The following is a 25054-nucleotide window of genomic DNA, read 5'->3' on the forward strand; positions in this document are numbered from 1 at the left end:
GCTGTTCGGGTGATGGTGAACTCGGTGGAACACACTCCGGCGGGGACTCCCATGACGGTGGGTTCTGGCCTATGCTGCGATGCGAGTTCGGTCCGCTACGGAGAGGCGTAACGGGACATTATGACCGACGTTGGCATCCAGATCCCCAGGGACGGCACCGCGTTCGCCGTCGCGCCGGAGCTGGCCGCCGACGCGTTCACCCGGCTCAGCCAGCTGCAGGACGTGGTCGGCGAGATGGTCCGGCAGGCCAAGTCGCTTGGCAGGCGGGTACCGCTGGGCGAGGGCTTCGCGGGCGAGGTCGGCGATTTCATGGCCGAGTACGGCATCGGCGACTCCGGTTCCGCGGTGGAGTCGCTCACCCGGTTCGGCCAGGAGCTGGAGGAGCTCAAGGCGCAGATCAGCCGGGCACTGCGGCGGTACGAGGAACAGGACGAGGACAGCGCCGCCGCCGCGGGCGGCGTCGACTGCTCGGGCGGGTAGGCGCATGACACCCCTTGTGTCAACCCGCGGACGCGCGCGGAGCCGCGGAGGAGCAAGCATGACACGAGGCGAATGGGCGCGCCCGCCGCGTGCTCGCGTGCTGCCCGCGGTGCCGGCCCTGGCCGGACTCCTCGCGGGCGGGGTGGGCTGTGCGGCCGAACCGGCGCAGGGCCAGGCGCAGCCCGCGGACGGGGGACTGGTCGTGTCCTCCAGCGCCGCGGGAGAGACCCGGCGGCATGCCGAACCCGCGCTTGCCGACCTGCGGCCCTGCGAACTGCTCGGCCCGGTGGAGCGGTCCACGGCCGGGTTGACCGAACTGGGTACGGCCAAGACCGTGGGCGGTGCCCCGGCGTGCGACTGGACCGAACCCGGGGTGTTCGGCCTGCTGATCACCGTGGACGCCGGCACCGGGCTGGCCGGGATCGACCCTGCCGCGGGCACGCCGGAGGAGCTGGAACTCGGCGCACATGACGCGCTGCTGGTCGCCGACCGCGCGGCCGACGACGGCACCTGCGCGCTGCTGATCGGTGCGGGCCCGGGCACGGTGCAGGTGGACGTCAGCAACACCGACTTCACCGACACCGACTCGGCCTGCCGCCGGGCGCGGACCGTCGGCGAGCTGATCGAACCGAAGCTGCCCTGACCGGCTTCCGGAGTGGAGGTGCCTCGCACGTGAACGAACGGGCGATACCGATCCCGAACAGGCGGTACGAGTCCTACCGGCACGAGGCCATGCTGGACGAGGTCGAGTCGGGCAACGATCCGAGCGCGGCAGGCGAGATCGGCCTGCAGTGGGGCGAGCTGGCCGGGCGCCTGCGGGAATCGACCCAGGAGCTGCGGAACCTGTCCGCTGGCAGCGTGGAGCTGTGGCAGGGAACCGCAGGGGACGCGCTGCGGGGTGTGCTGGACAAGGCCGCGGGCTGGTCCGACGAGGCGGCGGAGATCTCCGCCGCGGTGGGCGAGGCGGTGAGCCAGCAGGCCGCGGTCGCCGCCAAGGCCAGGGCCGAGATGCCGGAGCCGGTCGACTACGACCCGGGCGAGATGATCCGCGCGGCCGCAGGGGGCGGGGACATCCGGGCGCTGGTCGGGCTGTCCGACGCGCTGGCGCAGCGGCGCGAGGAGGCCGAGGCGGCCCGGCAGAAGGCGATCGACGTGATGAACAACCGCGACGCCGAGCTCCGCGCGGCCGTGCCGCGGACGGCCTTCGCGGCGCCGCCCACCCTGACCGGTGACCGGCAGGCCGGGGACTGACCATGATCCGCGTCTCGGCCTCGGCCTTCGACGTCCTGTGGACCGACCTCGGCTACTCCGCCCGCCCTGGGCCGCTGGCGGTGCGCAGCGTCGGGGAGACCGACCAGGACCGTACCGACATCCGCGCCGCGGTGTACGACAACCTTGCCGAGCGCGGGCTGTTCGCCGACGGCAGGCTGGATCCGGTGCTGGAGGAACGGCTCGCCGCACTGGCCACGGCCGAGGTGTACGTGGAGTGTGAGGCGCTGGTCGATATGGCCGAGGGTGAGCCGTTGCGCGCGGTGGCTGCGGCCGGGGGAGCGGGTGCGGTGCTGGCCGTACAGCCCCGGCAGACGATCGGGCTGTCCGAGATCCGCGACACCGAACTGGTGCCCGCGGCCGTCGGGGTGCTTCCCGAGCTGGAACCGGGGCCCGGCTACGGGATCAGCCTGCCCGCGGCGCGGCTCGGCAGCGGGATGGCGGACCCGGTCTTCGACGAGGAGGAGGGCCAGGCACAGTCCGGCCCCTACCAGCAGCAGGTCCGCGAGGTGCTCGCGATCCAGGCGCGCCCGGTCTTCGGGGCGGGCCAGTTCTCCGTGCGGGTGCGGGAGCGCGGCGGCCGGGTACGCAGGCTGGGCGGCGTGAGCTGGTTCGTCACCGACGTCGGCGCCTACCTCGGCACCGTGGCCCCCGGCCGCGGCGGCCAGGAGTGGATGAGTGTCGCACCCGCCGACAGCGCGCGGCTGGTCGGGAAGCTGTCCGACATCCTGGAGCAGTAGGGCTCCCCACCTTCTCCCACCCGGCCCTCCACACCGGGCTACCAGTGGGCCATCAAGGCGCCTGATACCCGCCGGATGGCCCTTTTCCGGCCCTTCCGCACCTCGGTGTGGACCCGCCGGTATCACCCGGGATGGCGATGTTCCCCCACGACCCCCCCACCCGAGGCCACCCTCGTGACCTGCGAAAACGCTGAGAGTGTCGTCCTCTTTGGTGTCATTCAGCGTTGACTGTGGTGGAAAGTGGGGTACGGTGGTGGCCAGTGGGGCGGAAGGGAGCCCCGTGGCCGATCTCGGTGGTGCCGCCACTGGCGGAGCACCGACGTTCGGTAGGGAGGTGGCGGCCGATGTTCCTCGGCACCCACACCCCGAAACTGGACGACAAAGGGCGGCTCACGTTGCCTGCGAAGTTCCGGGACGCACTGGCGGGTGGGCTGATGATCACCAAGGGACAGGATCACTGCCTTTACGTCTTCCCGCGTGCCGAGTTCGAGCAGATGGCACGCAAGGTCGCCGAGGCCCCGTTCACCAACGAGGCGGTTCGGGCCTACCAGCGGTACCTGTTCGCGGGTACCGACGAACAACGCCCGGACGGGCAGGGGCGGATCGCGATCGCCCCGGAGCTGCGGCGCTATGCCGGGCTGAACAAGGAGTGCGTGGTGATCGGTGCGATCACCAGGTTGGAGATCTGGGACGCCCAAGCGTGGGAGGGCTACCTGGAGGAACACGAGGAGAGCTACGCGAAGGCGCAGGAGGAAGTACTGCCGGGCGTGTTCTAGCCGCGTGGCCGCCGGCACCCCCGCCGTCGGGGGGCGGGGGTCGCGGGCGGCCGGAGGGGAGCCGGCGCGAACCCGGAGATGTTGGTTGCGGATGCCGTGAGGCCTCTGTCCGCTCAGTGGCCCTGGTGCACCTTCCCCGGCACCAGGTCCACAGCGGGCGGGCGGGGACCTGACGGCATCGGCGAAAGCCCGGCGGTGTGCTTGCCCGCCGGTCGCGAAGAAGTGCGGAAGGGGGCTGGCCGTGACCGAACATCTACCGGTGTTGCTGCAGCGCGTGCTCGCCCTGCTCGCCCCCGCACTCGCCGACCGTGAGGCCGTGCTGGTCGACGCGACGGTGGGGCTCGGCGGCCATTCCGAAGCCCTGCTTTCCGCGCATCCCGGCCTGCGGATCATCGCGCTGGATACCGACCCCGCCGCGCTCGAGCGTTCCGCCGAGCGGCTGGCCCGGCACGGCGACCGGGTCCACTTCGTACACACCGTCTACGACCGGATTCCCGAGGTGCTCTCCGAGCTAGGTCTGTCTCGTGTGGACGGTGTGCTGTTCGACCTCGGGGTGTCGTCCATGCAGCTCGACCGCGCCGAGCGGGGTTTCTCCTACGCCAGGGACGCACCGCTGGACATGCGGATGGACACGACCGGCGGCCGGACCGCCGCGGACGTGCTGAACACCTATCCCGCGACCGAGCTGACCAGGGTACTGCGGGACTACGGCGAGGAACGGTTCGCCGCGCGGATCGCGAAGGCGGTCGTGGCCGAGCGGCAACGAGAACCGTTCGACCGCAGCGAGCGGCTGGTGCAACTGCTGTACGAGCAGGTGCCCGCGCCGAGCAGGCGGACCGGAGGGCACCCGGCCAAGCGCACGTTCCAGGCCCTGCGCATCGAGGTCAACGGCGAGCTGGAGGTGCTACGGGCGGCCATCCCGGCCGCACTGGCGGCGCTGGCCGTCGGTGGCCGGATCGTCGTCGAGTCCTACCACTCGCTGGAGGACCGGATGGTGAAGCGCGCCTTCGCCGAGCTCGCCACCTCCCGCACCCCGCAGGGGCTGCCGGTCGAGCTGCCGGGGCATGGCCCGCAGCTGCGGCTGCTGACCAGGGGCGCGGAGAAGGCGGACGAGACGGAGATGCGGCAGAACCCGCGTGCGAGCTCCGTGCGGTTACGCGCGGCGGAGCGGATTGGAGAGGCAGCATGACGGCTCCCGCCCGGACACGTACCCGCACGCGAACCCGTACGCGCCCCACATCGGCGCAGGCCGCCGTGGCGGAACCGCAGGCGCCGGAAACCCCGGAGGCACCGGAGACGGCGCAGCCCCGGCGCACCCCGGCACGCGGGCGCAGCTCGGCGGCCGAGCGTGCCTACGCCCGCCGCGCCCAGCGGACCGAGGAGCTGCGTGCCGCCGAGGCCGACACCGGCGGTGGTGGCAGGCGGTTCCGGCTGCTCCGGCTGGTCAAGCTGCGCCTGCCGCGGTCACGGGCCTCCTTCGTGCTGGTGATGATGGGGCTGCTCGCCGCTGGGGTGGCCACCACATTGTGGCTGTCCACCCAGGCCATCGCCGACACCTACCGGCTCAAGGAGCTGCGGCAGACCAACGCCGATCTCAGCGAGCGGGCCGAGCAGCTGCAACGGGAGGTCACCATGCGGGAGTCCCCGTCCTGGCTGGCCGAGCAGGCAAGGAGGCTCGGCATGGTGCCCGGTGGCGACCCAGCCCGGCTGGTGGTCGACCGGGAGGGCGGGACCACCCTGGTCGGGGAGCCGGAGAAGGTCACCAAACCGGCCCCGCCACCGCCCCCGGAGCCACCGGCACAGCCGCCGCCGGACCAGGCGAACCAGGACAACGCGAACCAGGACGACGCGCCGCCGGAGGGTGAGCCGGGCGATGCACAGGGGTCCCAGCAGGCGGAGGAGAACGCGGCACCAGGGGGAGGAGACTGACGATGCCGGGTGACGCGCGCCGGACCGGCCGACCGCGCAACAGCATCCGCCGCACCTACTCGGCCGGTTCGCGCCGGACCAGCGCGGTCCATGACAAGGGCGGTACCAAGAGCCGGTTCAAGCTGGTCCGGATCGTGCTGGTGATGGTGCTCTGCGCGGCCGGGCTGAAGCTGGTGCACGTGCAGGCCTTCGAGGCGGAGGCGCTGTCCAAGCGGGCGGAGCGGCAGCGCACCACCACCATCGACCTGCCCGCGCACCGCGGCGCCATCCTGGACCGCAACGGGGCCAAGCTCGCGTTCAGCGTGGAGACCCGGACCCTGACCGCGAACCTGCGGCTGCTGCGGGAGACCTGGAACGAGGTTGCCCGCAAGCATCCCGAGCAGGGCCGGAACTACCAGACCAGGGTGGCCGAGATCGCCAGGTACATCGCGGAGCGGGTGCCGGACAAGACCAGCGAGCAGGACCTGTTGCAGCGCTTCAACAAGCCGAACTCGTTCACCTATCTCGTGGACGGTGTGCTGCCCTCGGTCGCCGAGGAGATCACCGACAAGTACCCCGAAATCGGCATGGAGAAGCGTGCCCAGCGGGAGTACCCCGGTGGCACGCTGGCGGCCAACGTGATCGGCTTCGCCAACTGGCGGATGGAGAACCCGGACGTCTTCAAGCACAACCTGCACGGCCTGGTCGGTCTGGAGCTGGCCAGGGACAAGGCGCTGGCCGGCACGCCAGGACGCAGGCTGGTGGACACCGCGCAGGGCAGCAACAGCGTGATCATGCCGGGCTCGGAGCGGGAGCTCCAGCCCGCGACGGCCGGCTCCGACCTCGAGCTGACCATCGACTCCGACGTCCAGTACAACCTGCAGCGCGAGCTGGGCGAGTACGTCGACAAGACACAGGCCAAGGGCGGCAGCGCGGTGGTCATGGACGCGCGGACCGGCGAGGTCTACGCGCTGGCCAACGACGAGACCTTCAACCCCAACGACGAGGACACGCTCACCGAGGAGCGGCTGAGCAACGAGGCGGTCACCACCCCGTTCGAGCCGGGCTCGGTGAACAAGGTGATCACCGCGGCGGCCGCCATCGAGTACGGCGTGACCGAACCGAACTCGGTGTACGAGGTGGCCGACCACGTCCGGGTGGCCGACCACACCGTGCACGACGCCTGGTCCCACCCCACCCAGCGGTTCACCACCACGGGCATCTTCGCGAAGTCCTCGAACGTGGGCACCCTGCTGCTGGCGGACAAGCTCGGCCCGGAGCGCTACATGGAGATGGTGCAGCGGTTCGGGCTCGGCCAGCTCACCGGTATCGGGCTGCCGGGGGAGAGCCCTGGCTATGTGCCGCCAAGGGAGGACTGGTCCGGGACCACCTTCGGCAACCTGCCGATCGGCCAGGGTTTGTCGGTGACCATTCTGCAGATGACCGCGATGTACCAGGCGATCGCCAACGACGGCCTGCGGGTCGAGCCCCGGCTGGTGCGGGCCACGGTGAAGCCGGACGGCACCAGGGTGCCGGAACCGCCGCCGGACACCCAGCAGGTGGTCAGCCCGGCCACGGCCGACACGGTCAAGAACATGCTGCGCGCGGTCACCCAGGACAGCAGCGTCGGCGACCACAACGACAACGGCACCGCCCCGGAGGCGGCGCTGGAGGGGTACCAGATCTCCGGCAAGACCGGCACCGGTCAGCAGATCGACCCGGAGACCAAGGCCTACAGCTCCACGCTGGAGAACATCACCTTCGCCGGGATCCTGCCCGCGGACAACCCGCGGTTCGTTGTCGGTGTCCGGCTGGACGCGCCGAAGACCGACAACGCGGGCCCGCTGTTCCACGACGTGGCCTCCTACCTGGCCCAGCGCTACAACCTGCCGCTGTCCGACCAGCCCGCCCCCGTGATGCCCCTCATCCACTGAAATGCCCTGAACGTGGCCTTCGCGACGTCAGACGTCCCAAAAGTGCCGTTCGCGACGTTGAACGTCCTGATCGCCACGTTCAGGGCACCTGTGGGTCAGAGGCCGGCGGTGCGGAACCGGCGGACGGCCAGCGGTACGAAGATCAGCAGCAGCAGGACCGACCAGCCGACGGTGGCCAGCACCGGGTTGGCCATCGGCCAGGCGGCCTCGCCCGGCGGTAGCGCGGGCATGTTGCCGAACAGTTCCCGGCAGGCCATCGTCGCCGCGCTCACCGGGTTCCAGTCCGCGATCGTGCGCAGGATCGCCGGCATCCCCTCGGTCGGCACGAAGACGTTGGAGATCATCGTCACCGGCATGACCAGCGGGGAGATCTTCGCCGCGGTCTCCTCGTCCTTGACGAGGGATCCGAAGTAGACCCCGATCCAGGACACCGCGTACTGCAGCAACAGCAGCAGCCCGAAGGCGCCGAGGGTGGCGCCCAGCCCGTTGTGCGCCCGCCAGCCGAACAGCAGCCCGCAGCCCGCCATCACCAGCAGGCTGCCCGCGGCGATCAGCAGATCCGCCGCGGTCTGGCCGAACGGGACGGCGATCCGGGACATCGGCATGGACCGGAACCGGTCCATCACGCCGAGCCCGTTGTCCTTGGCGATCACGGTGAGCGAGCCGACCAGCCCGAACACGGTACCCATCACGAACAGCCCCGGCATCAGGTACTCGCGGTAGTCCACCCCACCCGAGATCGGGATCGCGCTGCCGAACACGTAGCCGAACAGGATCACCGAGATCAGCGGGAAGGCGAAGGTGGCCACGATCTGGCCCGGCTGGTGCTTGAACTTGAGCAGGTTGCGCTGCAGGACGGTGAGCCCGTCGCCCAGCGCGGCCAGCAGGCCCCCGCCCCGCGTGGTGTCGATCGTGGTCATCGGGCGACCTCCGCCGGTACCCGCGGTTCCTCTTCGGCCGGCTCCTGCTGGGCCGGTTTCCCGGTGAGGGTCAGGAACACCTCGTCCAGCGTCGGCTGCCGGATGCCGACGTCCACGGCCTGCACCCCGGCCTCGTCCAGCCCGCGTACGACATCGGGCAGGGTGAGGGTGACCCCCAGCACCGGCACGCTGAGCAGCCGGTTGTCGGTGTCGATGTCCGGTTCCCCCGAGTCCGCGATGCGGGCCAGCGCCCTGGCGGCCGATGGCAGGTCGGCACCGGGGCTGAGGGTGACGTCGATCCGGCCGCCGATCCGCGCCTTGAGCTCACCGGGGCTGCCCGCGGCGATCACCTTGCCGGAGTCGATCACCGCGATGTTCCCGGCGAGCTGGTCGGCCTCGTCCAGGTACTGGGTGGTGAGCAGCACCGTGGTGCCGTCCGAGACGAGTTCACGCACGGTGTCCCAGATTCCGTTGCGGCTGCGCGGGTCGAGCCCGGTGGTCGGCTCGTCCAGGAACAGTACGGTCGGCGCGACGATCAGGCTCGAGATGAGGTCGAGCCTGCGCCGCATACCCCCGGAGTAGGTCTTCACCGGCCGGTCCGCGGCGTGTGCCAGGTCGAACCGTTCGAGCAGCTCGTCGGCGCGCAGCCGGGCGCGCCTGCTGCCGAGCCGGAACAGCTTGCCGAAGATCCGCAGGTTCTCCCTGCCGGTGAGGATCTCGTCCAGCGCAGCGTGCTGCCCGGCAAGGCCGATCCGGCTGCGTACGGCATGCGACTCGCGCACCACATCGTGCCCCGCGACCGTGGCGGTACCGGAGTCCGGCCTGGTGAGCGTGGCGAAGACCCGTACGGCGGTGCTCTTGCCCGCGCCGTTCGGCCCGAGCAGCCCGTAGACCGTCCCCCGCGGCACGGACAGGTCCAGCCCGGCTAGCGCATGTGTGCTGCCGAATCTCTTGTGCAGCCCCTCGGCGACGACGATGGCGTCGCCGTTCGTGGTTCCCATGACCCCTCCAGTGAGTACGTTGTACGCGGTTCACGCTAGCCAACCGGGTACGATGTACGCAACTAAGTATCTGAGTGTGCTGACGAGGTGACGAGGTGGGATCGGAGCGGTCCGGCGGCCCCGTGGAACAGGCCGCCATGGACGCGGAACAGCTACCGGCCCAGGTACGGCTGTGGTTGCCTGCCGAGCATGGCTCGCGGGGGCCAGCGCCCGGCTACAGCAGGGACCAGATCGCCGACGCGGCGATCGCGCTGGCCGACGAGCAGGGGCTGGCCGCGGTGTCCATGCGCAAGGTGGCCGCGCGGCTCGGTACCGGCGCGATGAGCCTGTACCGCTACGTGGAGAACAAGGAAGCGCTCTACGACCTGATGCTCGACCGGATGATGGGTACGGAGCCCCGCCCGGAACTGACCGGGGACTGGCGGCTGAACCTGCGCGTGCTGGCGCGCGAGCACCGCCGGATGTACCTCATCCACCCCTGGCTGACCCTGATCGCCGGCGGCAGGCCCGCGATGGGCCCCAACATGCTGCGCGGGCTCGAGTACGCCATGGCCGCCGTGGACGGGCTCGGTCTGGGCATCGACGACATGCTGGAGACCTTCGAGTGGCTCAACAGCTGGGTCGCCGGCTTCGCGCAGCGGGAGATCGCCGAGCGCGAGGCCTGGAAGCACACCGACCCCGAGCAGTGGCAGGAGTGCATGGGCCCGTACGTGCAGAGCCTGATCGACAGCGGGGACTACCCGTACTTCACCAGGGTGGTGTGCGAGGCCGAGCACCGCGATCCGGACGAACGGTTCGAGCGCGGCATCGACCGGATGATCGCCGGTATCGAGGCGACCCTGCCACGCTGACCGGGCAGGGCCAGCGCACTACTTGGCGTACAGCGCGTCGATATCGCCCGCGTAGTTCTTGCTCACCACATTGCGCTTGAGCTTCAGGCTCGGGGTGATCTCGCCGCCGGCCTCGGTGAAGTCGTGCGGCAGGATGGTGAACTTCTTGATCGCCTCGGCGTGCGAGACGGCCTTGTTCGCCTCGTCCACCGCCTGCTGCACGGCCGCCCGCAGATCGGGATCGTCGGCAAGGTCCGCCACCGTCGCGTGTTCCGGCTTGCCGTTCTGCGACTTCCAGGTCGGGAAGAACTCCTCGTCGATGGTCACCAGCACGCCGATGAACGGGCGCTGGTCACCGACCACCATCGACTGGCTGATCAGCGGGTTCGCCTTCAGCCGGTCCTCGAGGCCGGAGGGCGCGACGTTCTTGCCGCCCGCGGTGACGATGATCTCCTTCTTCCGCCCGGTGATCCGCAGGAAGCCCTCGTCGTCCAGCTCGCCGAGGTCCCCGGTGTGGAACCAGCCGTCCTCAAGCGACTCGGCGGTGGCGTCCGGGTTGTTCCAGTAGCCGCCGAAGACCACATCGCCCTTCAGCAGCACCTCGCCGTCCTCGGCGATCCGGACCGAGGTGCCGGCCACCGGCTTGCCGACCGTGCCGACCTTGAACGAGTCCTCGGTGTTCACGCAGGCGGCAGCGGAGGTTTCGGTGAGCCCGTAGCCCTCGAACACCGGGACGCCGACACCGCGGAAGAAATGCGCCAGCCGCCCGCCAAGCGGCGCGCCGCCGGAGACCGCGGCCTTGCAGCGCCCGCCGAGCGCGGCCCGCAACTTGGCGAACACCAGCTTGTCGAACACCGCGTGCTTGAGCCGCAGCCCGAACCCGACGCTGCCCGCGTCCCTGGCCTGGCTGTAGGCCACCGCGGTCGCCTCGGCCGCGTCGAAGATCTTGCCCTTGCCCTCGGAATGCGCCTTCAGCTTCGCGTTGTTGTAGACCTTCTCGAACACCCGCGGCACGGCCACCACGAAGGTGGGGCGGAAGGTGCCGAGGTCGGTGACCAGGTCCTTCACATCGGCGGTGTGCCCGAGGGTGACCCGGGCGGTCAGCGCGGTGATCGCGATCGCGCGGGCGAGGATATGCGCGAGCGGCAGGAAGATCAGCAGCGAGTTGCCCTGCTCCATCAGCTGCGGGAACGCGTGGATGTCCGCGCGGACCTCGGCGAGCAGGTTGTAGTGGGTCAGCTCGACACCCTTGGGCCTGCCGGTGGTGCCGGAGGTGTAGACGATGGTGGCCAGCTCGTTCGCGCCCACCGAGGTGCGCCGGGCATGCACCTCGTCGTCGGTGAGCCCGGACCCGGCCGCGGTCAGCTCCTCGACCGCGCCGCCGGGACCCTCGATCTGCCAGGCATGCTCGAGCCGTTCCAGTTTGTCCCTGGTCTCCCCGAGGGTGGCGTGATGTTCGGCGGTCTCCACGAAAACCGCCTTCGCCCCCGAGTCGGCGAGGATCCAGTGCACCTGCTCGGCCGAAGAGGTGTCGTAGATCGGCACGGTCACCCCGCCCGCCGTCCAGATGGCGAAGTCGATCAGGGTCCATTCGTAACGGGTCTTGGACATCAGCCCGACCCGGTCGCCCTTGCCGATGCCCGCGCTGATCAGCCCCTTGGCCACCGCGAGTACCTGCGTGGCGAAGTCGCGGGCGGTCACGTCCAGCCAGGAGCCGTCCACCTGACGCCGGAAACTGACCACATCGCCGAAACGCTCGGCATTCGCCCACACGATGTCGGTCATGTTCTCGTCCTCGTTGACCGCCTGGGTTGCGGGGGCGCTGTACTCGCGCACGTGGACCTCCGGACTCGTCTGACTCGGTGTTACTCGTCGGTTAACCTAGCTTGTTGAATACGGTTTGACTATGGCGCCCACCGCTAATCCCCGGTGGCGTGACATTCTGCATGCGTGACCGTTATGGACAACTCGGCCCCGGCGCTGGATATCGTCGACGAAACGTTCCTCGCGGTCCCGCCCGGCACGGTCGCCGCGGCTTTCGCCGACCGGCGGTCCTGGGCGCGGTACTGGCCGGATCTGGTGCTGGAGGTCTACACCGACCGCGGTGAGCGTGGCTTGCGCTGGACCGTGCGGGGTGCGCTGGTGGGCACGATGGAGATCTGGCTGGAGCCGGTGCTGGACGGGACGGTGCTGCATTACTTCCTGCGTGCCTCACCCGCGGGGCCGCACGGCCGCCCGTCACCGGCCCGGCCCGCCGAGCTGCGCAGGGAGTTCGACCGCAGGGCGCGGGCGGCCAAGGGCATCGCGCTGGACCTCAAGGAGATCCTCGAGGACGGCCGCGAGCCGGGCATCCCCCGCGGACTGGGTAAGCTGGATTGGCGTGAGGGTTCATGTCGTCTCCGACGTACACGGCAACGCCGAGGCCCTCGCCCGCGCGGGGGAGGGGGCCGACGCCCTGATCGTCCTGGGTGACCTGCTCGATTTCGTGGACTACCGCGAGCACGGCAAGGGGATCCTCGGCTCGCTGTTCGGTGCCGAGCAGGTCGCCACGTTCGCCCGGCTGCGCCGGGAGGGCACCCGGGAGGAGACCATCGCCTTCTCCCGCTCGCTGTGGGCGAGCCTTGCGGACCCGGCGGGCGCGGTCGAGGAGGCGGTGCGGGAGCAGTACGCGACCCTGTTCGCGGCGATGACCGTGCCCACCTACGCCACTCCCGGGAACGTGGACACCCCCGCCCTGTGGCCGGAGTTCGCCGGGGCGGGGGTGCAGGTGCTGGACGGCGAGGTCGTCGAGATCGGCGGCCTGCGCTTCGGCTTCGTCGGCGGGGCGCTGCTGCCACCAGGCGTGACCCCGCGCCGCAGCGCGGTATGGCAGCCCTACCTGCGTACCAGGGAGGACTACGACGCCGCGGTCGCCGCCCTTTCCGGGGTCGACGTGCTGTGCACGCACATTCCGCCCGCGGTGGCCGAGCTGACCTACGATGTGGTCGCCCGGCGCGCCGAGCTCGGCTCGGACGCGCTGCTGGAACTGCTGGGCAAGGAGCAGCCGCGGTGGTCACTGTTCGGGCATGTGCACCAGCCGCTGAGCTCGCGGGTGCGGGTCGGCTTCACCGAGTGCCGCAACGTCGGCCATTTCAAGGAAGCCGAGTCACCCTACGTGCTGCGCTGGTGACGCGTCCCGCCGGACACCGCGGATCAGGCGAGACGGTAGCCTCATCCGCATGGCCGAGGAGTCCACGCAGTCCATCGAGGTGGCCGCCGCACCCGAGCGGATCATGGCCGTGATCGCCGACCTGCCCGCCTACCCGGAATGGGCCAAGGCCGTCCAGGAGACCGAGGTGCTCGCCGAGGACGAGCAGGGCAGGGCCAAGCAGGTCAGGTTCACCCTGGACGCCGGGCCGGTGAAGGATGTCTACACCCTCGAGTACGACTGGGCCTCCGATGGGCTCTCGGTGAGCTGGCACCTGGTCAAGGGCCAGATGCAGAAGGCGCAGAACGGTCGTTACCTGCTCGAACCGCGGGGTGCCTCGACCAAGGTCACCTACACCCTCTCCGTCGAGCTGGCGCTGCCGATGATCGGCCTGCTCCGCCGCAAGGCGGAAAAGATGATCATGGATACCGCGCTGAAGGAGCTCAAGCGCCGGGTGGAGAACCTGGCGTAACCGGCGGGAAGGGACGAGCGTGCGCATCCTGCTGTTCACCGGCAAGGGAGGAGTCGGCAAGACCACCCTGGCCGCGGCGACGGCGGCCGGGCTCGCGGGCTCGGGCAGGAAGGCGCTGGTGGTGTCGACCGATCCGGCGCATTCCCTCGCCGACGCCGTCGGCAGCCCGCTCACCGCGGATCCCTCCGAAGTGGACACCCATTTGCACGCGGCGCAGGTGGACTCGCGCGGGCTGGCCGACCAGGCCTGGCAGGACCTGCGCGGGGCACTGCGGAGCGCGCTCGCCGGTGCCGGGGTGGACGCGCTGGACGCCGAGGAGCTGACGGTACTGCCCGGGATCGACGAGGTGCTCGCGCTCACCGAGGTACAGCGCCTCGCCCGGTCCGGGCCGTGGGACACCGTGGTGGTGGACTGCGGTCCGACCGCGGAGACCCTGCGGCTGCTCGGGCTTCCGGAGGCCATCTCCGGTTACCTCGGGCGGATCTTCGGCGGGCCGGCCCGGTTCGGCGGGCGCCGCTGGGCTCGCACCGCAGACTCCGTGCGCCGGCTGGCCGACCACCTGGAGTCGCTGCGCACGCTGCTGACCGACCCGGCGGTCAGTACGGTCCGGCTGGTGCTCACCCCGGAGCGGGTGGTGCTGGCCGAGACCCGGCGCACCCTTACCTCGTTGGCGCTGCGCGGGATCCGGGTGGACGGGCTGGTGGTGAACAGGGTGCTGCCCGCGCCGGGCCGGTGGCGCGGGCCTGCCGCCGCCTGGATGCGGACCCGGCGGGCGCAGCAGCAGGCCGTGCTCGACGAGCTCGCCGGGGCGGGGCTCGACCCGGCGCTGGTGCGCCCGGTGCGGCACCGCGCGGAGGAGCCGGTCGGCCTGCCCGCGCTGCGCGCCATCGCCGAGGAGCTCTACGGCGGGCGGGATCCGCTGGACGGCGAGGACGCCCCGGCCGCACCGTTGCTTCGGATGTCCGAAGTGGACGATGGCTACCGGCTGCGGGTGGCGCTGCCCCTCGGCAGGGACGCGGCGGTGGACCTCGCCAGGGTGGAGGACGACCTGGCGATCACGGTGGACGGGTTCCGCAGGCTCGTCGCGCTGCCCGAGCTGCTGCGGCCGTGCCGGGTGACCGGTGCCGAGGCCGACGCGCAGGGCCTGCTGGTGTCCTTCGTCCGGGAGAGCGGGAGCGAGCGATGACCGAGGAGACCGCGGCGGCCCGGCTGGCCGAGGAGATCCGGTTACTGGTGGAGCTGGTGGTCGAGCGCGCGGCACCGTGGCTGGACGGTCTGGTCGCCGCGGGCCACGGTGCCGAGGACGGCGCACACCGGCAGTCCGCGGCCGAGGAGGAACCGGCGGGAACGAGCGCCTGCGGCTGGTGCCCGTTGTGCGCGGTGGTCGCCGTCGCCCGCGGGGAACGCCCGGAGTTCGCCGCCCGCCTGCTGGACCAGGCCACCCAGCTGGTGGCGCTGCTGCGGGCGGTGCTCGCCGACCGCTGGGAGCCGGAGCAGGGGGTGCACATGCCCGGCTTCCGCCCGCAGGCCGACGCCGAGCCCGAGCCCGCGGCGTACGGCTCCGGGCGGCGGGTGCAGCGGATCGCCGTGCGCAGGCGGGAGGACTGGGACGCGGTGCGGCCTGCGGAGGAACGCTAGGTGCTGACGATCGGGGTCGATGTCGGGGGAACGAGCGTGCGGGCCGGGGTGGTCGACGAGCAGGGCGACCTGCTGGACACCGCACGGGTCGCCACCCCCGGCGGGGAGGACGCGCTGGAGGACGCCATCGCCGGGGTGGTCGCCCAGCTGCGCAACCGGCACGAGGTGGCCGCCGTGGGCCTCGCCGTCGCGGCGTTCGTCGGCACCGACCGCCGCTCGGTGATGTTCGCGCCGCATCTGGCCTGGCGGGCCAGCCCGGTGGCCGACCGGATCGCCAAGCGGGTGGGCCTGCCGGTGACCCTTGAGCACGACGCGAACGCGGCCACCGTCGGCGAGCACCGCTACGGCGCGGCCAGGGGAGCGCGGGTGGCCTGCCTGATCGCCGTGGGCACCGGGATCGGCGCCGGCTTGCTGCTCGGCGGTGAGCTGTTCCGCGGGGCGCACGGGGTGGCGCCGGAGCTGGGGCACCTGTGCGTCGTACCCGGCGGGCGGCCGTGTTCCTGCGGCAAGTACGGCTGCTGGGAGCGCTACTGCAGCGGCACCGCGCTCGCGGCCACCGCGGTGGATCTGCTGGCCAGGCACCCCAGCCGGTCCACCGTGCTGGCCAGGGAGCTCTCCGGCGACCCCGGCTCGGTGACCGGGCGGCGGGTCGCGGGTGCCGCGCGGGACGGCGACCCGATCGCGCTGCGCGCCATGGCCGAGCTGGCCCGCTGGCTCGGCGAGGGGCTGGCGCTGGTCGCCGATGTCTACGATCCCGAGGTGGTGGTCATCGCGGGCGGGGTCTCGGAGTCGGCGACGCTGTTCCTGGACGAGGCCCGTGAGCACTACGCCCGCGCGGTCACCGGGGCGGGGCACCGCCCGCTGGCCCGCATCCGCACCGCGCAGCTCGGCGCCGAGACCACCATCGTCGGCGCGGCCACGCTGGCAAGGGAAACGCAGAAGAAGCCGGGCGTCCCACGGATGTGACACCCTGGCCGAATGCTGCTCGGCGACGGCGAAGGTTTCGTGAAGTGCGCGTGCGGCCACCGGCACTGGGGGCGGCACGGCGCCGCCGGGCTGCTGCTGTCCGATCCCGAGCGCGGCGTGCTGTTGCAGCGCAGGGCCTGGTGGACCCACCATGGCCGCACCTGGGCCCTGCCAGGGGGTGCGGTGCGGCCAGGGGAGAGCGCGGCACAGGCGGCCACCAGGGAAGCGGAGGAGGAGGCCGCCGTCGCGGCCGGAGCGGTGCGGGTGCTGGCAGCCTCGCTGGAGGATCACGGCACCTGGAGCTACACCACCGTGCTGGCCACCGCCGAGGGCCCGGTCCGGCCGCGGGCGATCAGCAGGGAGAGTGCCGAACTGCGCTGGGTGCCTGCCGGGCAGGTGGACCGGCTCCCGTTGCACCGGGACTTCGCCGCCGCCTGGCCGCAGCTGCGCACGCAGCTGGAGCGCGAGCTGGTGCTGGTGGTGGACGCGGCCAACGTGATCGGCTCGCGGCCGGATGGCTGGTGGCGGGACCGGGCCGCCGCGGCGGCCCGGCTGCGCGACCGGCTCGGCGGCCTGGCCGGGGTGCGCGGTGGCGAACTCAGCCTGCCGGCCGAGGGGGAGTGGTCCTGGTGGCCGCGGGTGCTGCTGGTGGTGGAGGGCCGCGCCAGGGACACCCCGCCGGACGGACGGGTGGAGGTGGTCGCCGCCGAGCGGGACGGCGACCAGGCCGTGGTGGACACCGCCCGCGCGGCCCTGGCCGACCGGCCGCGGGACCACGTCGTGGTGGTGACCGCGGACCGGCAGCTGCGGGCAAGGGCGCAGGCCGAGGGCGCCGCCGTGCTCGGCCCGCGCACCCTGCTCGCCCTGCTGGATCAGTAGCCGGGGTCGGCGGGTGCGCCTGCCCGCAGCTCGGCGACCAGCGCGTCCACCACTGCGCCCAGGTCCCCGCCGTTGGCCAGGGCCACCGCCCGCTGCCGCTGGTAGCTGGCGCCCCGCTCCAGGATCCCGTCCACCCCGCGCAGCTCGGCCACGCAGTCTAGCTGCTTGGCCACCGGCTCCAGCCGTTCCAGCAGGTCGGCGAGGTCCTCGGTGACCAGCCGCTCGTTGCCGGCCGCGTCGGTGATCACGACGGCGTCCATCCCGTACCGCGCCGCCCGCCACTTGTTCTCCTGGACGTGCCACGGCGGCAGGGTGGGCAGCCGCTCGCCCGCGTCCAGCCGGGTGCTGAGGTCCTCCACCAGGCACTGGGTGAGCGCGGTGACCGCGGCCACCTCGGCCAGCGTCGGCAGCCCGTCGCACACCCGGTTCTCGATCGTGCCGAAGTGCGGGGCAGGCCGGATGTCCCAGCGGATCTCGGAGAAGTGGTCGATCACCCCGGTGACGAACATGTCCGCGACGTAGCTTTCCAGCTCGGCCCAGTGCCGGAACTGGAACGGCAGGCCCGCGGTCGGCAGCTGCTGGAACATCAGCGCCCGGTTCGAGGCGTACCCGGTGTCCTCACCGGCCCAGTAGGGCGAGGAGGCCGACAGCGCCTGCAGATGCGGTGCGTAGTTCAGCAGCGCGTCCAGGATCGGCAGCACCTTGCCCCGGTGGTCGATGCCGACGTGCACGTGTACGCCGTAGATCAGCATCTGCCTGCCCCACCACTGGGTGCGGTCGATCAGCTTGGCGTAGCGCTCCTTGTTCGTCACCTTCTGCCGGGTCCAGCTGGAGAAGGGGTGGGCGCCTGCGGAGAACAGCTCGATCCCCAGCGGGTCGGTGACCGAGCGGACCAGCTGGAGCGACTCGGCGAGATCCGCGCGCGCCTCGCCGACCGTGGCGCAGATGCCGGTGGTCACCTCCACGGTGTTCAGCAGCAGTTCGTGCTTGATCTTCGGGTGCGCCGGGCTGCCATCGGGGCAGACAGCGGCGACGATCCGCTCGGCCGCCGAGGCCAGCTCGCCGGTGTGCGCCTCGATCAGGGCGAGTTCCCATTCCGCGCCGACGGTCGATCGGCGGGAGGGGTGGAATTCGATCCGCATGGCGCACCCCGGGACCGCGGGTCACACCTGCGCGCCGGTACTCGGGTCGGCGCCGTCCGGCGGGCCCTGCTTGACCCGCAGCAGGAGCAGCGCGATCGCGGCGGCGAGCCCGAGCAGCCCCAGCGGGGTGCCGACCGAGCTGGACAGCCCGACCAGGCCGGGCGCGATCAGTAGCACCAGCGCGACCACGAAGAACAGCAGCACCACGATGGCGCCCTTGCGCGGTTTCGGCAGTGGTGGCGGTTCCGGTGGGACGTAGTGCTCGTCCTCGTCCTCGGTCCCGGCGGTGCCGCCCTGGCCGGGCTGGGGACCGTCGAGCATGGTGGCGTCCCACTCGGTGTCGCTGCTGCGCCAGTCCGAGACCGGCCGCGGCGGCGGCTGCGGGGTGCTCTTCTCCGCACCGTCCTTGCTTTGGCCGGTGTCTTCGGTGTCCTTGGTGTTCTTGGTGTCCTTTCCGCCCTTGTCCAGCCCGTCGCCGACCCCTTGCGCACGCAGGTCGGCGACGATCTCGGCGAACGTGGCGTCCACGTCCTCCGGGCCGTCGCTGCCGCCCACCCTGCTCATGCCTCGGCTCCTTCTCCCTGCGCTCCTCGGCCCGTGGGCCGGACCTGCGATGCTCGCTCGGCGTCGCCTCCGGAGCTCATGCCTCGGCTCCTTCTTCCTGCGCTCCTCGGCCCCCCGACCCCAGCGGCCCGTGTGCCCTGATGAAATCGAGGCTGCGCTCGAAGATCAGCGGGGCGTCGTTGTCCAGGGTCGCTACATGGAAGCTGTCGCGCAGTACGACCTCGGTGAGTTCCGTGCTGCGCACCTGCTCGGCGACGATGCGCGAATTGACCGGTTCCACCACATGGTCAACGACCGAGTGCAGCAACAGCAGCGGCTGGGTCACCAGGTGCAGGTCCCGCCGGACCACCCGCCACAGTTTGCTCAGGCTCGCAGCCGCGCGCACCGGCACCCGGTCGTAGGCGAGCTCGACCACCCCGGGCTTGGCGATGTCCCCGGCCACCCCTGCAACCGAGGGCAGCACCCCGGCCAGCAGCGGGAGCAGCCTCACGTCCTTGCGCAGGGTGGTCACCGAGGGATTGACCAGTGCGATCCCGGTGATCTCGGAGCCGAACTCCTGGGCAAGCCGCAGGGTCAGCGTGCCGCCCATGGACAGGCCGAACACGAACACCGAGTCGCACCGTTCGCGCAGGTCGAGCAGCTCGGCGCGCACGCAGCCGTACCAGTCGGTCCACCGGGTGCGGTTCATCTCGCGCCAGCTGGTGCCGTGCCCTGGCAGCCGGGGGCCGCGGACGGTCAGCCCGGCCCCGGCGAGGTAGGCGCCCCACGGCCGCATGCTCGCGGGCGTGCCGGTGAAGCCGTGACACAGCAGGACCCCGGCCTCGGTCGAGCCGGTGTGCGCGAACGGTTCCGCGCCGGCGAGCACAGGCATCCGCCATCGTCCTCCGGTTGAACTCTGCCACCCGCCATGGTCGCACGACCGGACACTCCGGCGGGTCCGTCGCCGGAGCGGAACGGGGCTACCGACCATGTGACATGTGTCGCTGCCCCGACGCAACCGGGTATCCGCCGTTGTGCGCGTACGCTGGCGGTTCGTAGGCTGGATTACTGGAGTGGTCTTGCCCGGGATCCGCAGCGAGGAGGACATGGCGCGGTGCTGTACTGGCTGATGAAGTATGTGCTGCTCGGGCCGCTGCTCCGGCTCCTGTGGCCGACGAAGGTCGTCGGCCTGGAGAACGTTCCGGCCTCGGGCGGTGCCATCCTCGCCGGGAACCACATCGCGGTGGCCGACTCCTTCTTCATGCCGCTCTATGTCAAGCGCAAGGTCACCTTCCCTGCCAAGCAGGAGTACTTCACCGAGAAGGGGATCAAGGGCAGGCTGAAGAAGTGGTTCTTCCTCGGCGTCGGCCAGTTCCCGATCGACCGCTCCGGTGGCTCAGCCGCGCAGGCCGCGCTGGACACCGCGATCCGGCTGGTCCGTGCGGGGCACCTGCTGGGCATCTACCCCGAGGGCACTCGCTCCCCGGACGGCAGGCTGTACAAGGGCAAGACCGGGGTCGCCCGGATCGCGCTGGAGTCCGGTGGGGTGGTCGTGCCGGTGGTGGTGATCGGCACCGACAAGGTGAACCCGATCGGGTCGAAGATGTGGTGGCCGCGCAGGCTCGAGGTCCGGTTCGGCAAGCCGCTGGACTTCTCCCGCTACGAGGGGCTGTCCGGGGACCGCTTCGTCGAACGGTCGATCACCGACGAGATCATGTACGCCCTGATGGAGCTGTCCGGCCAGGAGTACGTGGACATCTACGCGGCAAGGGCCAAGGAGCTGGCGGAGGCCGAGGCTGGTGGGGTGCGCCCGGCCGTACCGGCCCAGGTCAGCTCGGGCCGGGAGGCCAGCAGGCTGCCGGAGACCAAGGCGGGCTAGACCGAACGGACCTCATGGCACCTATTAGGGTGCCCCGGTGCGATTCTTCTACGACACCGAGTTCATCGAGGACGGCGTGACCATCGACCTGGTTTCGATCGGTGTCGTATCCGCCAGCGGGCGCGAGTTCTACGCCGTGTCCACCGACTTCGACCCGGACAAGGCCGGGCCATGGGTGCGGGAGAACGTGCTGCCGAAGCTGCCCTCGCCGGGTGACCCGGCCTGGCGCAGCCGCGGGCGGATCCGGGCCGACCTGCTGGAGTTCTTCGGCAAGCCGCCCGGCGGGATTGAGCTGTGGGCGTGGTTCGCCGCATACGACCACGTCGCGCTCGCCCAGCTGTGGGGCCCGATGCCCGCGTTGCCGCGCCAGCTGCCGCGGTTCACCAGGGACCTGCGGCAGCGCTGGGAGGACGTCGGCAAGCCGAAGCTGCCCGCCGCGCCCGAGGACGCCCACGACGCGCTCGCCGACGCCCGGCACAACCTCGAACGCTGGCGGATCATCGAGGAGGTCCGCCGCTCCCGCGGCCTCCCCGGCTGACCCACTGCTGTGAGTGGCCCGTTTCCCTGCGAATTTCGCAGGGAAACGGGCCACTCACAGCAAACTGTGCGGTTAGCCGTCGAGATCGCTGGCCACGAGGTCGGCCACCGCGTCCACGGCGGCCTGGGCCCCTTCGCCCTCCGCGCTGATCAGGACCTCGTCACCGTGCCCGGCGGCCAGCGTCATCAGGTTGAGCACGCTGCCCGCGGCCACCGCGTCCTGACCGTCCTTGGCGATGGTGACCTGCACCTGCTGCTCCGCGGCGGCCTTGGCGACCAGTGCGGCTGGCCGGGCGTGCAGGCCGACCTTGCTGGCGACCGTGACCCGTCTCTCGACCATTGATCATCCTTTCCGTATCCGTGCGGTCAAGCCCGCGGCGCCGCGTCGTCCTTCTTGCTCGTGGTGCTCGCCGACGCGGGGTCCTCGGGGGTCTCCGCTGCGACGATCTCCTCGTCGTCCTCCCGGCCCGGGGTACGCAGGTTCCACTTGGTGATCACGAACCGGAAGAGGAAGTAGTAGATCACCGCGTAGACCAGGCCGATCGGGATCAGTATCCACACGTTGCTCGCCGCCTCGGCCCGCATGTTCAGCAGGAAGTCGATCGCACCCGCGGAGAAGCCGAAGCCGAGGTGGATGTCCAGCGCGTTGACCAGGGCAAGAGAGAGCCCGGTGAGCACCGCGTGCAGGATGTACAGCGGGAAGGCCACGAACATGAACGCGAACTCCAGCGGCTCGGTGACGCCGGTGAGGAACGCGGTCAGCGCCGCCGAGAACATGATGCCGCCGACGACCTTCCTTTGGCTCGGCCGCGAGGTGTGGTAGATCGCCAGCGCCGCCGCGGGCAGGGCGAACATGAAGATCGGGAAGAACCCGGTCATGAAGGTGCCTGCGTTCGGGTCACCGTCGAAGAAGTTGTTGATGTCGCCGCCGTCGAAGATGAACCACACCGGGACGTTCAGCAGCTGGTGCAGGCCGACCGGGATGAGCAGCCGGTTCAGCATGCCGTAGATGCCGCCACCCACGACCGGGGCACCGGTGACAGCCTCGCCGATGTTCTGCATGCCGGCATCGATCACCGGGAAGATCAGCCCGAAGACCACACCGATGAGCAGCAGCGCGACCGAGTTGATGATCGGCACGAACCGGCGGCCGCCGAAGAACGCCAGGTACGGCGGCAGCTTGATGCGGTGGAACCGCTGCCACAGCACGGCGGTGACCAGGCCGACCACGATGCCGCCCAGCACGCTGTAGGGCCACTTGAGGGGGTTCAGCCACCAGCCAGGGCCCTCCTCGAAGCCCTCCAGCTCGCTGATCGGGGCGAAGACCTGTACCACGTGGTTGAACACGACCCAGCCGATAACCGCGGCCACGCCGGTGGAGCCGTCGCCCTTGCGGGCGAAGCCGACCGCGATACCGACCGCGAACAGCAGCGGCAGGAAGTTGAAGATGCCGCCGCCTGCCGCGGCGAGCACCTCGGCGATCTTGTTCCAGCCGAGCCCGTCCTCGCCCAGCATGTCGGCTTGGCCGAACCGCAGCAGCAGTGCCGCGGCCGGCAGGGTGGCGATGGGCAGCATGAGGCTGCGGCCGAAGCGTTGTAGCCCGGCCATCCCCTTGCGTTGCCCCTTCGCCCCCGATTCCGAGGTAGTACTCATCGGGTACCTCCATGTTTCGCAAGGTGACCGGAGTCCGGGGTACTCCGGTCCAATTGCATGGTCAGCTGGTAGTGATCTCCCCGGTACCAGGACGTCATGTCTTCCACCGGTTCCCCGCGCACGCTGGAGACCCTCCGGAAGACCAGCAGCGGGCTGCCGGTACGGATCCCGAGCAGCGACGCTGTTTCCTTGTCCGCCGACTCCGCCCAGACGGTCTGCCAGGCGTGATCGAGCCGGATGTCGTACGTGGCTGCCAGATGGGCGTACAGCGACCCGGTGAGGTCGAGATCGAACAGGCCGGGCACCCGTGCCGGGTGGTACCAGCCGCGCTCCACGGCCAACGGCACGCCGTCGGCCCTGCGCAGTCTGCGCAGCCGGTACGCGGCCTCACCCTCGTCCAGCCGCAGTGCGGTCGCCGTCGGGCCCGGGGGTACCTCCATGGTCGTGCCGACGACCTCGGTGGTCGGGGAAAGCCCTCGGCGGCGCATGTCGTCGGTGAACGACATCAGGTAGAGCTGCAGCTCCATCCGCCTGCTGGCGGTGAAGGTGCCCTTACCGCGCACCCTGGACAGCAGCCCTTCCTCGACGAGCTTGCCGATCGCGGAGCGGACCGTGAGCCTGGAGACGTCATAGCGCTCGGCCAGCTCCCGTTCGGAAGGGATGGGAGAACCCGGTGGCAGCTCGCGCTCGACGCTGCGGCGCAGGATCTCCCTGAGTTGCGCGTGCTTCGGCGTGGGCCCTTCCACCACGCGATCCACGGAAGCACCGGTCGTAGGATCCATCCGGCACCTCCGTTCCCCGTTGATCCGACGTGCGCTCGCGTCCGGACCGGAACATTGGTACGTTCCGGTCTAGACCATTCGCTGATGGGGCAGAATGCTCCGCTGCGCGACGGGTGTCAACCACCGTTACGAGTTCGTGTTCGATGCGGCGGTGATCCCGCCGTCCGGTGGCGGGACGCTGCCGTTGAGGCGATTACCTACAGAGCAAGGAGGCCGCTGTGGCGGACGAAAGGCCGGAGCAGATTCTCGCGGCACTCGGTGGCGCCGACAACGTCATCGACATCGAGGGTTGCATCACCCGGCTGCGGTGCGAGCTGGAGGACGGGTCCCTGGTCGACGAGGCCGCGCTGAAGAAGGCGGGCGCGCACGGGGTGATGAAGGCGGGGTCGGTCATCCAGGTCATCGTCGGCCCCGAGGCGGACACCATCGCGAGCGATATCCAGGACTTGATGTGACACTTTCCGTACAGAGCCCGGTGTCCGGCGTGACCGCGCCGATGACGGAGGTACCCGACCCGGTGTTCGCCGAGGCCATGGTCGGCCCCGGCATCGCCGTGCGGCCGAGCGGTGGCCGCGCCGACGCGGTGGCGCCGGTGGCCGGGACCGTGGCGACCCTGCACCCGCACGCCTTCGTCGTGACGGCCGAGGACGGTCGCGGGGTGCTGGTGCACCTGGGGATCGACACGGTGAAACAGAAGGGCGAAGGGTTCACCCTGCACGTGGTCAAGGGCGAGTCGGTGCGGGCGGGCCAGCCGATCGTCAGCTGGGACCCGGAGGCCGTCAGCGCCGCCGGTTACTCCCCGATGGTGCCGGTGGTGGCCCTGGACGCCACCGCCGACCTGCTGAGCGGGCTCACCCCCGGGGCCACCGTCGCGGCGGGCGACCCCCTCTTCACCTGGTCCTGAGAGCCTGCGGGCGCTCAGGCGGGCAGGATCTGGCCGTTCTGCACGCGGACATTCACCTTGGGCAGTGGCTCACTCGCCGGGCCGTTGCGCACCTCGCCGGTCCGGGCGTCGAATACCGAACCGTGACACGGGCAGCGCAGCTCGGCCCCATCCGGCTGGACCTGGCACCCCTGGTGCGTGCAGACCGCGCTGAACGCGGCGGCGGTGGTACCGGTCGGCCGGGACACGATGACGTCCTCGCCGTTCATCGTGACGGCCTTGGCCTCGCCCACCCCGATGTCCTCGAGCGCGGCCAGCGGCTGACTGCCGCCACCCGGGGTGCTCCCCGGCTCCGTTCCGGTCTCCGCACCGGTGCCGACCTGCTCCTGCGGCTGGTCGGCACCGGAGCCGGTGGAGCCGCATGCGGTGAGCGCGACCGTGCCGGCGACGGCGCCCGCGGTGGCCGCTCCGACGGTGAGTGCTGTGCGGCGGGTATGCAGTTCGGCAGTCATGCCCATGGACACGGCGCGCCCGCGCCCGAGGTTCACGATCGTGCGGATTCGGGCGCGAGCTGAACCCACCGGGCGCCCGGCTCGTGTCTGGGGGAGAGTCGCCGGAACGCCGACAGAGCGGAG

General features: G+C 71.0%; 29 protein-coding genes and 1 pseudogene. 20 read left to right on the forward strand and 10 right to left on the reverse strand.

The features are described from left to right. Window positions 1–120 precede the first annotated feature (120 nt). From KOI47_RS13740 to KOI47_RS13775, 8 genes are all read left to right on the forward strand, one after another. Window positions 121–480 carry a hypothetical protein gene (locus tag KOI47_RS13740; protein WP_216216353.1) on the forward strand — a complete coding sequence of 120 codons (360 nt, stop codon included), beginning with the start codon at window positions 121–123 and terminating at the stop codon, window positions 478–480. A gap of 58 nt (window positions 481–538) precedes the next feature. Next, window positions 539–1123: a DUF3558 family protein gene (locus KOI47_RS13745; protein ID WP_216216354.1), complete on the forward strand. Its 585-nt coding sequence runs from the start codon at window positions 539–541 to the stop codon at window positions 1121–1123. 89 nt (window positions 1124–1212) lie between these two features. After that, window positions 1213–1731 carry a PE-PGRS family protein gene (locus KOI47_RS13750; protein WP_216217293.1) on the forward strand — a complete coding sequence of 173 codons (519 nt, stop codon included), beginning with the start codon at window positions 1213–1215 and terminating at the stop codon, window positions 1729–1731. A 2-nt stretch (window positions 1732–1733) separates the two neighbouring features. Next, complete coding sequence (locus tag KOI47_RS13755) at window positions 1734–2489, forward strand: ESX secretion-associated protein EspG (RefSeq protein WP_216216355.1); 756 nt, start codon at window positions 1734–1736, stop codon at window positions 2487–2489. 344 nt (window positions 2490–2833) lie between these two features. Beyond that, window positions 2834–3265: a division/cell wall cluster transcriptional repressor MraZ gene (gene mraZ, locus KOI47_RS13760; protein WP_216216356.1), complete on the forward strand. Its 432-nt coding sequence runs from the start codon at window positions 2834–2836 to the stop codon at window positions 3263–3265. 235 nt (window positions 3266–3500) lie between these two features. Next, on the forward strand, window positions 3501–4454 hold the full coding sequence (gene rsmH / locus KOI47_RS13765; protein WP_216217294.1) for a 16S rRNA (cytosine(1402)-N(4))-methyltransferase RsmH: 954 nt from the start codon (window positions 3501–3503) through the stop codon (window positions 4452–4454). A 65-nt stretch (window positions 4455–4519) separates the two neighbouring features. After that, on the forward strand, window positions 4520–5194 hold the full coding sequence (locus KOI47_RS13770; protein ID WP_216216357.1) for an FtsB family cell division protein: 675 nt from the start codon (window positions 4520–4522) through the stop codon (window positions 5192–5194). Window positions 5195–5196: 2 nt separating this feature from the next. Continuing rightward, window positions 5197–7107, forward strand: a complete 1911-nt coding sequence (locus KOI47_RS13775) for a peptidoglycan D,D-transpeptidase FtsI family protein (RefSeq protein WP_216216358.1) — start codon at window positions 5197–5199, stop codon at window positions 7105–7107. A 95-nt stretch (window positions 7108–7202) separates the two neighbouring features. Here the strand turns inward: KOI47_RS13775 and KOI47_RS13780 are convergent, their stop codons facing one another. Both KOI47_RS13780 and KOI47_RS13785 read right to left on the reverse strand, forming a co-directional pair. After that, entirely contained in the window at window positions 7203–8027 is an 825-nt protein-coding gene (locus KOI47_RS13780; RefSeq protein ID WP_216216359.1) for an ABC transporter permease, read from the reverse strand. Further along, window positions 8024–9028 carry an ATP-binding cassette domain-containing protein gene (locus tag KOI47_RS13785; protein WP_216216360.1) on the reverse strand — a complete coding sequence of 335 codons (1005 nt, stop codon included), beginning with the start codon at window positions 9026–9028 and terminating at the stop codon, window positions 8024–8026. Before KOI47_RS13785 ends, KOI47_RS13780 begins: the two co-directional genes overlap by 4 nt. Window positions 9029–9123: 95 nt before the next feature. Here KOI47_RS13785 and KOI47_RS13790 point away from each other — a divergent pair, with 95 nt between their 5' ends. Next, window positions 9124–9879 carry a TetR/AcrR family transcriptional regulator gene (locus KOI47_RS13790; protein ID WP_232376726.1) on the forward strand — a complete coding sequence of 252 codons (756 nt, stop codon included), beginning with the start codon at window positions 9124–9126 and terminating at the stop codon, window positions 9877–9879. Window positions 9880–9897: 18 nt separating this feature from the next. Here KOI47_RS13790 and KOI47_RS13795 read toward each other — a convergent pair whose 3' ends face one another. Then, window positions 9898–11694 carry an AMP-dependent synthetase/ligase gene (locus tag KOI47_RS13795; protein WP_216216361.1) on the reverse strand — a complete coding sequence of 599 codons (1797 nt, stop codon included), beginning with the start codon at window positions 11692–11694 and terminating at the stop codon, window positions 9898–9900. Between the two features lie 123 nt (window positions 11695–11817). Here KOI47_RS13795 and KOI47_RS13800 point away from each other — a divergent pair. From KOI47_RS13800 to KOI47_RS13830, 7 genes and pseudogenes are all read left to right on the forward strand, one after another. After that, window positions 11818–12213 (forward strand): annotated as a pseudogene (locus KOI47_RS13800) (polyketide cyclase / dehydrase and lipid transport); the annotation flags it as partial. 25 nt (window positions 12214–12238) lie between these two features. Then, a complete protein-coding gene (locus KOI47_RS13805) occupies window positions 12239–13027 on the forward strand; it encodes a metallophosphoesterase family protein (RefSeq protein WP_216216362.1) in 789 nt (262 codons plus the stop codon). Window positions 13028–13076: 49 nt separating this feature from the next. Then, the gene (locus KOI47_RS13810) at window positions 13077–13517 is read left to right on the forward strand and encodes an SRPBCC family protein (RefSeq protein WP_216216363.1); all 441 of its coding nucleotides are present in this window, start codon (window positions 13077–13079) and stop codon (window positions 13515–13517) included. Window positions 13518–13536: 19 nt separating this feature from the next. Then, window positions 13537–14703: an ArsA family ATPase gene (locus KOI47_RS13815; RefSeq protein ID WP_216216364.1), complete on the forward strand. Its 1167-nt coding sequence runs from the start codon at window positions 13537–13539 to the stop codon at window positions 14701–14703. Beyond that, window positions 14700–15155, forward strand: coding sequence for a hypothetical protein (locus tag KOI47_RS13820; RefSeq protein ID WP_216216365.1), 456 nt, complete (start codon window positions 14700–14702; stop codon window positions 15153–15155). Before KOI47_RS13815 ends, KOI47_RS13820 begins: the two co-directional genes overlap by 4 nt. Continuing rightward, window positions 15156–16121, forward strand: a complete 966-nt coding sequence (locus KOI47_RS13825; protein WP_216216366.1) for an ROK family glucokinase — start codon at window positions 15156–15158, stop codon at window positions 16119–16121. It abuts the gene before it with no gap. A gap of 12 nt (window positions 16122–16133) precedes the next feature. After that, window positions 16134–17000, forward strand: a complete 867-nt coding sequence (locus KOI47_RS13830) for an NUDIX domain-containing protein (RefSeq protein ID WP_216216367.1) — start codon at window positions 16134–16136, stop codon at window positions 16998–17000. On the opposite strand, the gene KOI47_RS13835 is transcribed toward KOI47_RS13830, so the two are convergent. The 3 genes from KOI47_RS13835 to KOI47_RS13845 form a co-directional block, all read right to left on the reverse strand. Next, window positions 16994–18142, reverse strand: a complete 1149-nt coding sequence (locus KOI47_RS13835) for a glutamate--cysteine ligase (RefSeq protein ID WP_216216368.1) — start codon at window positions 18140–18142, stop codon at window positions 16994–16996. The two genes, KOI47_RS13830 and KOI47_RS13835, sit on opposite strands and share 7 nt — an antisense overlap. A gap of 21 nt (window positions 18143–18163) precedes the next feature. Continuing rightward, complete coding sequence (locus KOI47_RS13840; protein ID WP_216216369.1) at window positions 18164–18706, reverse strand: hypothetical protein; 543 nt, start codon at window positions 18704–18706, stop codon at window positions 18164–18166. Window positions 18707–18782: 76 nt separating this feature from the next. Next, window positions 18783–19577 (reverse strand): alpha/beta hydrolase, encoded by a 795-nt coding sequence (locus KOI47_RS13845; RefSeq protein ID WP_216216370.1) that lies wholly within the window; start codon window positions 19575–19577, stop codon window positions 18783–18785. Between the two features lie 222 nt (window positions 19578–19799). Between KOI47_RS13845 and KOI47_RS13850 the strand changes: the two genes are divergently transcribed. Continuing rightward, window positions 19800–20564: a lysophospholipid acyltransferase family protein gene (locus KOI47_RS13850; RefSeq protein ID WP_216216371.1), complete on the forward strand. Its 765-nt coding sequence runs from the start codon at window positions 19800–19802 to the stop codon at window positions 20562–20564. Window positions 20565–20601: 37 nt separating this feature from the next. Beyond that, on the forward strand, window positions 20602–21102 hold the full coding sequence (locus tag KOI47_RS13855; RefSeq protein ID WP_216216372.1) for a polyadenylate-specific 3'-exoribonuclease AS: 501 nt from the start codon (window positions 20602–20604) through the stop codon (window positions 21100–21102). A 72-nt stretch (window positions 21103–21174) separates the two neighbouring features. Here KOI47_RS13855 and KOI47_RS13860 read toward each other — a convergent pair whose 3' ends face one another. The 3 genes from KOI47_RS13860 to KOI47_RS13870 are packed head-to-tail and all read right to left on the reverse strand — an operon-like array spanning window position 21175 to window position 23536. Next, entirely contained in the window at window positions 21175–21441 is a 267-nt protein-coding gene (locus tag KOI47_RS13860; protein ID WP_216216373.1) for an HPr family phosphocarrier protein, read from the reverse strand. A 26-nt stretch (window positions 21442–21467) separates the two neighbouring features. Then, window positions 21468–22754: a PTS transporter subunit EIIC gene (locus KOI47_RS13865; protein WP_216216374.1), complete on the reverse strand. Its 1287-nt coding sequence runs from the start codon at window positions 22752–22754 to the stop codon at window positions 21468–21470. Further along, window positions 22751–23536 (reverse strand): GntR family transcriptional regulator, encoded by a 786-nt coding sequence (locus KOI47_RS13870; RefSeq protein ID WP_216216375.1) that lies wholly within the window; start codon window positions 23534–23536, stop codon window positions 22751–22753. Before KOI47_RS13870 ends, KOI47_RS13865 begins: the two co-directional genes overlap by 4 nt. Before the next feature lie 218 nt (window positions 23537–23754). Between KOI47_RS13870 and KOI47_RS13875 the strand changes: the two genes are divergently transcribed. Then, a complete protein-coding gene (locus KOI47_RS13875) occupies window positions 23755–23991 on the forward strand; it encodes a glucose PTS transporter subunit EIIB (protein WP_216216376.1) in 237 nt (78 codons plus the stop codon). After that, window positions 23988–24440, forward strand: a complete 453-nt coding sequence (locus KOI47_RS13880) for a PTS sugar transporter subunit IIA (RefSeq protein ID WP_216216377.1) — start codon at window positions 23988–23990, stop codon at window positions 24438–24440. Before KOI47_RS13875 ends, KOI47_RS13880 begins: the two co-directional genes overlap by 4 nt. Window positions 24441–24454: 14 nt before the next feature. On the opposite strand, the gene KOI47_RS13885 is transcribed toward KOI47_RS13880, so the two are convergent. Next, on the reverse strand, window positions 24455–24931 hold the full coding sequence (locus KOI47_RS13885; RefSeq protein ID WP_216216378.1) for a Rieske (2Fe-2S) protein: 477 nt from the start codon (window positions 24929–24931) through the stop codon (window positions 24455–24457). Between the last annotated feature and the right edge of the window lie 123 nt (window positions 24932–25054).

The sequence above is a fragment of the Amycolatopsis aidingensis genome (assembly GCF_018885265.1).
GTDB lineage: Bacteria > Actinomycetota > Actinomycetes > Mycobacteriales > Pseudonocardiaceae > Amycolatopsis > Amycolatopsis aidingensis.

Excerpts from the sequence above, each read along its gene's own strand:
- KOI47_RS13865 (WP_216216374.1), bottom strand. The coding sequence starts at position 22,754 with ATGAGTACTACCTCGGAATCGGGGGCGAAGGGGCAACGCAAGGGGATG.
- KOI47_RS13755 (WP_216216355.1), top strand. The coding sequence starts at position 1,734 with ATGATCCGCGTCTCGGCCTCGGCCTTCGACGTCCTGTGGACCGACCTC.
- KOI47_RS13780 (WP_216216359.1), bottom strand. The coding sequence starts at position 8,027 with ATGACCACGATCGACACCACGCGGGGCGGGGGCCTGCTGGCCGCGCTG.
- KOI47_RS13885 (WP_216216378.1), bottom strand. The coding sequence starts at position 24,931 with ATGACTGCCGAACTGCATACCCGCCGCACAGCACTCACCGTCGGAGCG.
- KOI47_RS13775 (WP_216216358.1), top strand. The coding sequence starts at position 5,197 with ATGCCGGGTGACGCGCGCCGGACCGGCCGACCGCGCAACAGCATCCGC.
- KOI47_RS13840 (WP_216216369.1), bottom strand. The coding sequence starts at position 18,706 with ATGAGCAGGGTGGGCGGCAGCGACGGCCCGGAGGACGTGGACGCCACG.
- KOI47_RS13785 (WP_216216360.1), bottom strand. The coding sequence starts at position 9,028 with ATGGGAACCACGAACGGCGACGCCATCGTCGTCGCCGAGGGGCTGCAC.
- KOI47_RS13860 (WP_216216373.1), bottom strand. The coding sequence starts at position 21,441 with ATGGTCGAGAGACGGGTCACGGTCGCCAGCAAGGTCGGCCTGCACGCC.
- KOI47_RS13745 (WP_216216354.1), top strand. The coding sequence starts at position 539 with ATGACACGAGGCGAATGGGCGCGCCCGCCGCGTGCTCGCGTGCTGCCC.
- mraZ (WP_216216356.1), top strand. The coding sequence starts at position 2,834 with ATGTTCCTCGGCACCCACACCCCGAAACTGGACGACAAAGGGCGGCTC.
- KOI47_RS13845 (WP_216216370.1), bottom strand. The coding sequence starts at position 19,577 with ATGCCTGTGCTCGCCGGCGCGGAACCGTTCGCGCACACCGGCTCGACC.
- KOI47_RS13740 (WP_216216353.1), top strand. The coding sequence starts at position 121 with ATGACCGACGTTGGCATCCAGATCCCCAGGGACGGCACCGCGTTCGCC.
- KOI47_RS13820 (WP_216216365.1), top strand. The coding sequence starts at position 14,700 with ATGACCGAGGAGACCGCGGCGGCCCGGCTGGCCGAGGAGATCCGGTTA.
- KOI47_RS13750 (WP_216217293.1), top strand. The coding sequence starts at position 1,213 with ATGCTGGACGAGGTCGAGTCGGGCAACGATCCGAGCGCGGCAGGCGAG.
- KOI47_RS13870 (WP_216216375.1), bottom strand. The coding sequence starts at position 23,536 with ATGGATCCTACGACCGGTGCTTCCGTGGATCGCGTGGTGGAAGGGCCC.
- KOI47_RS13830 (WP_216216367.1), top strand. The coding sequence starts at position 16,134 with ATGCTGCTCGGCGACGGCGAAGGTTTCGTGAAGTGCGCGTGCGGCCAC.
- KOI47_RS13810 (WP_216216363.1), top strand. The coding sequence starts at position 13,077 with ATGGCCGAGGAGTCCACGCAGTCCATCGAGGTGGCCGCCGCACCCGAG.
- KOI47_RS13835 (WP_216216368.1), bottom strand. The coding sequence starts at position 18,142 with ATGCGGATCGAATTCCACCCCTCCCGCCGATCGACCGTCGGCGCGGAA.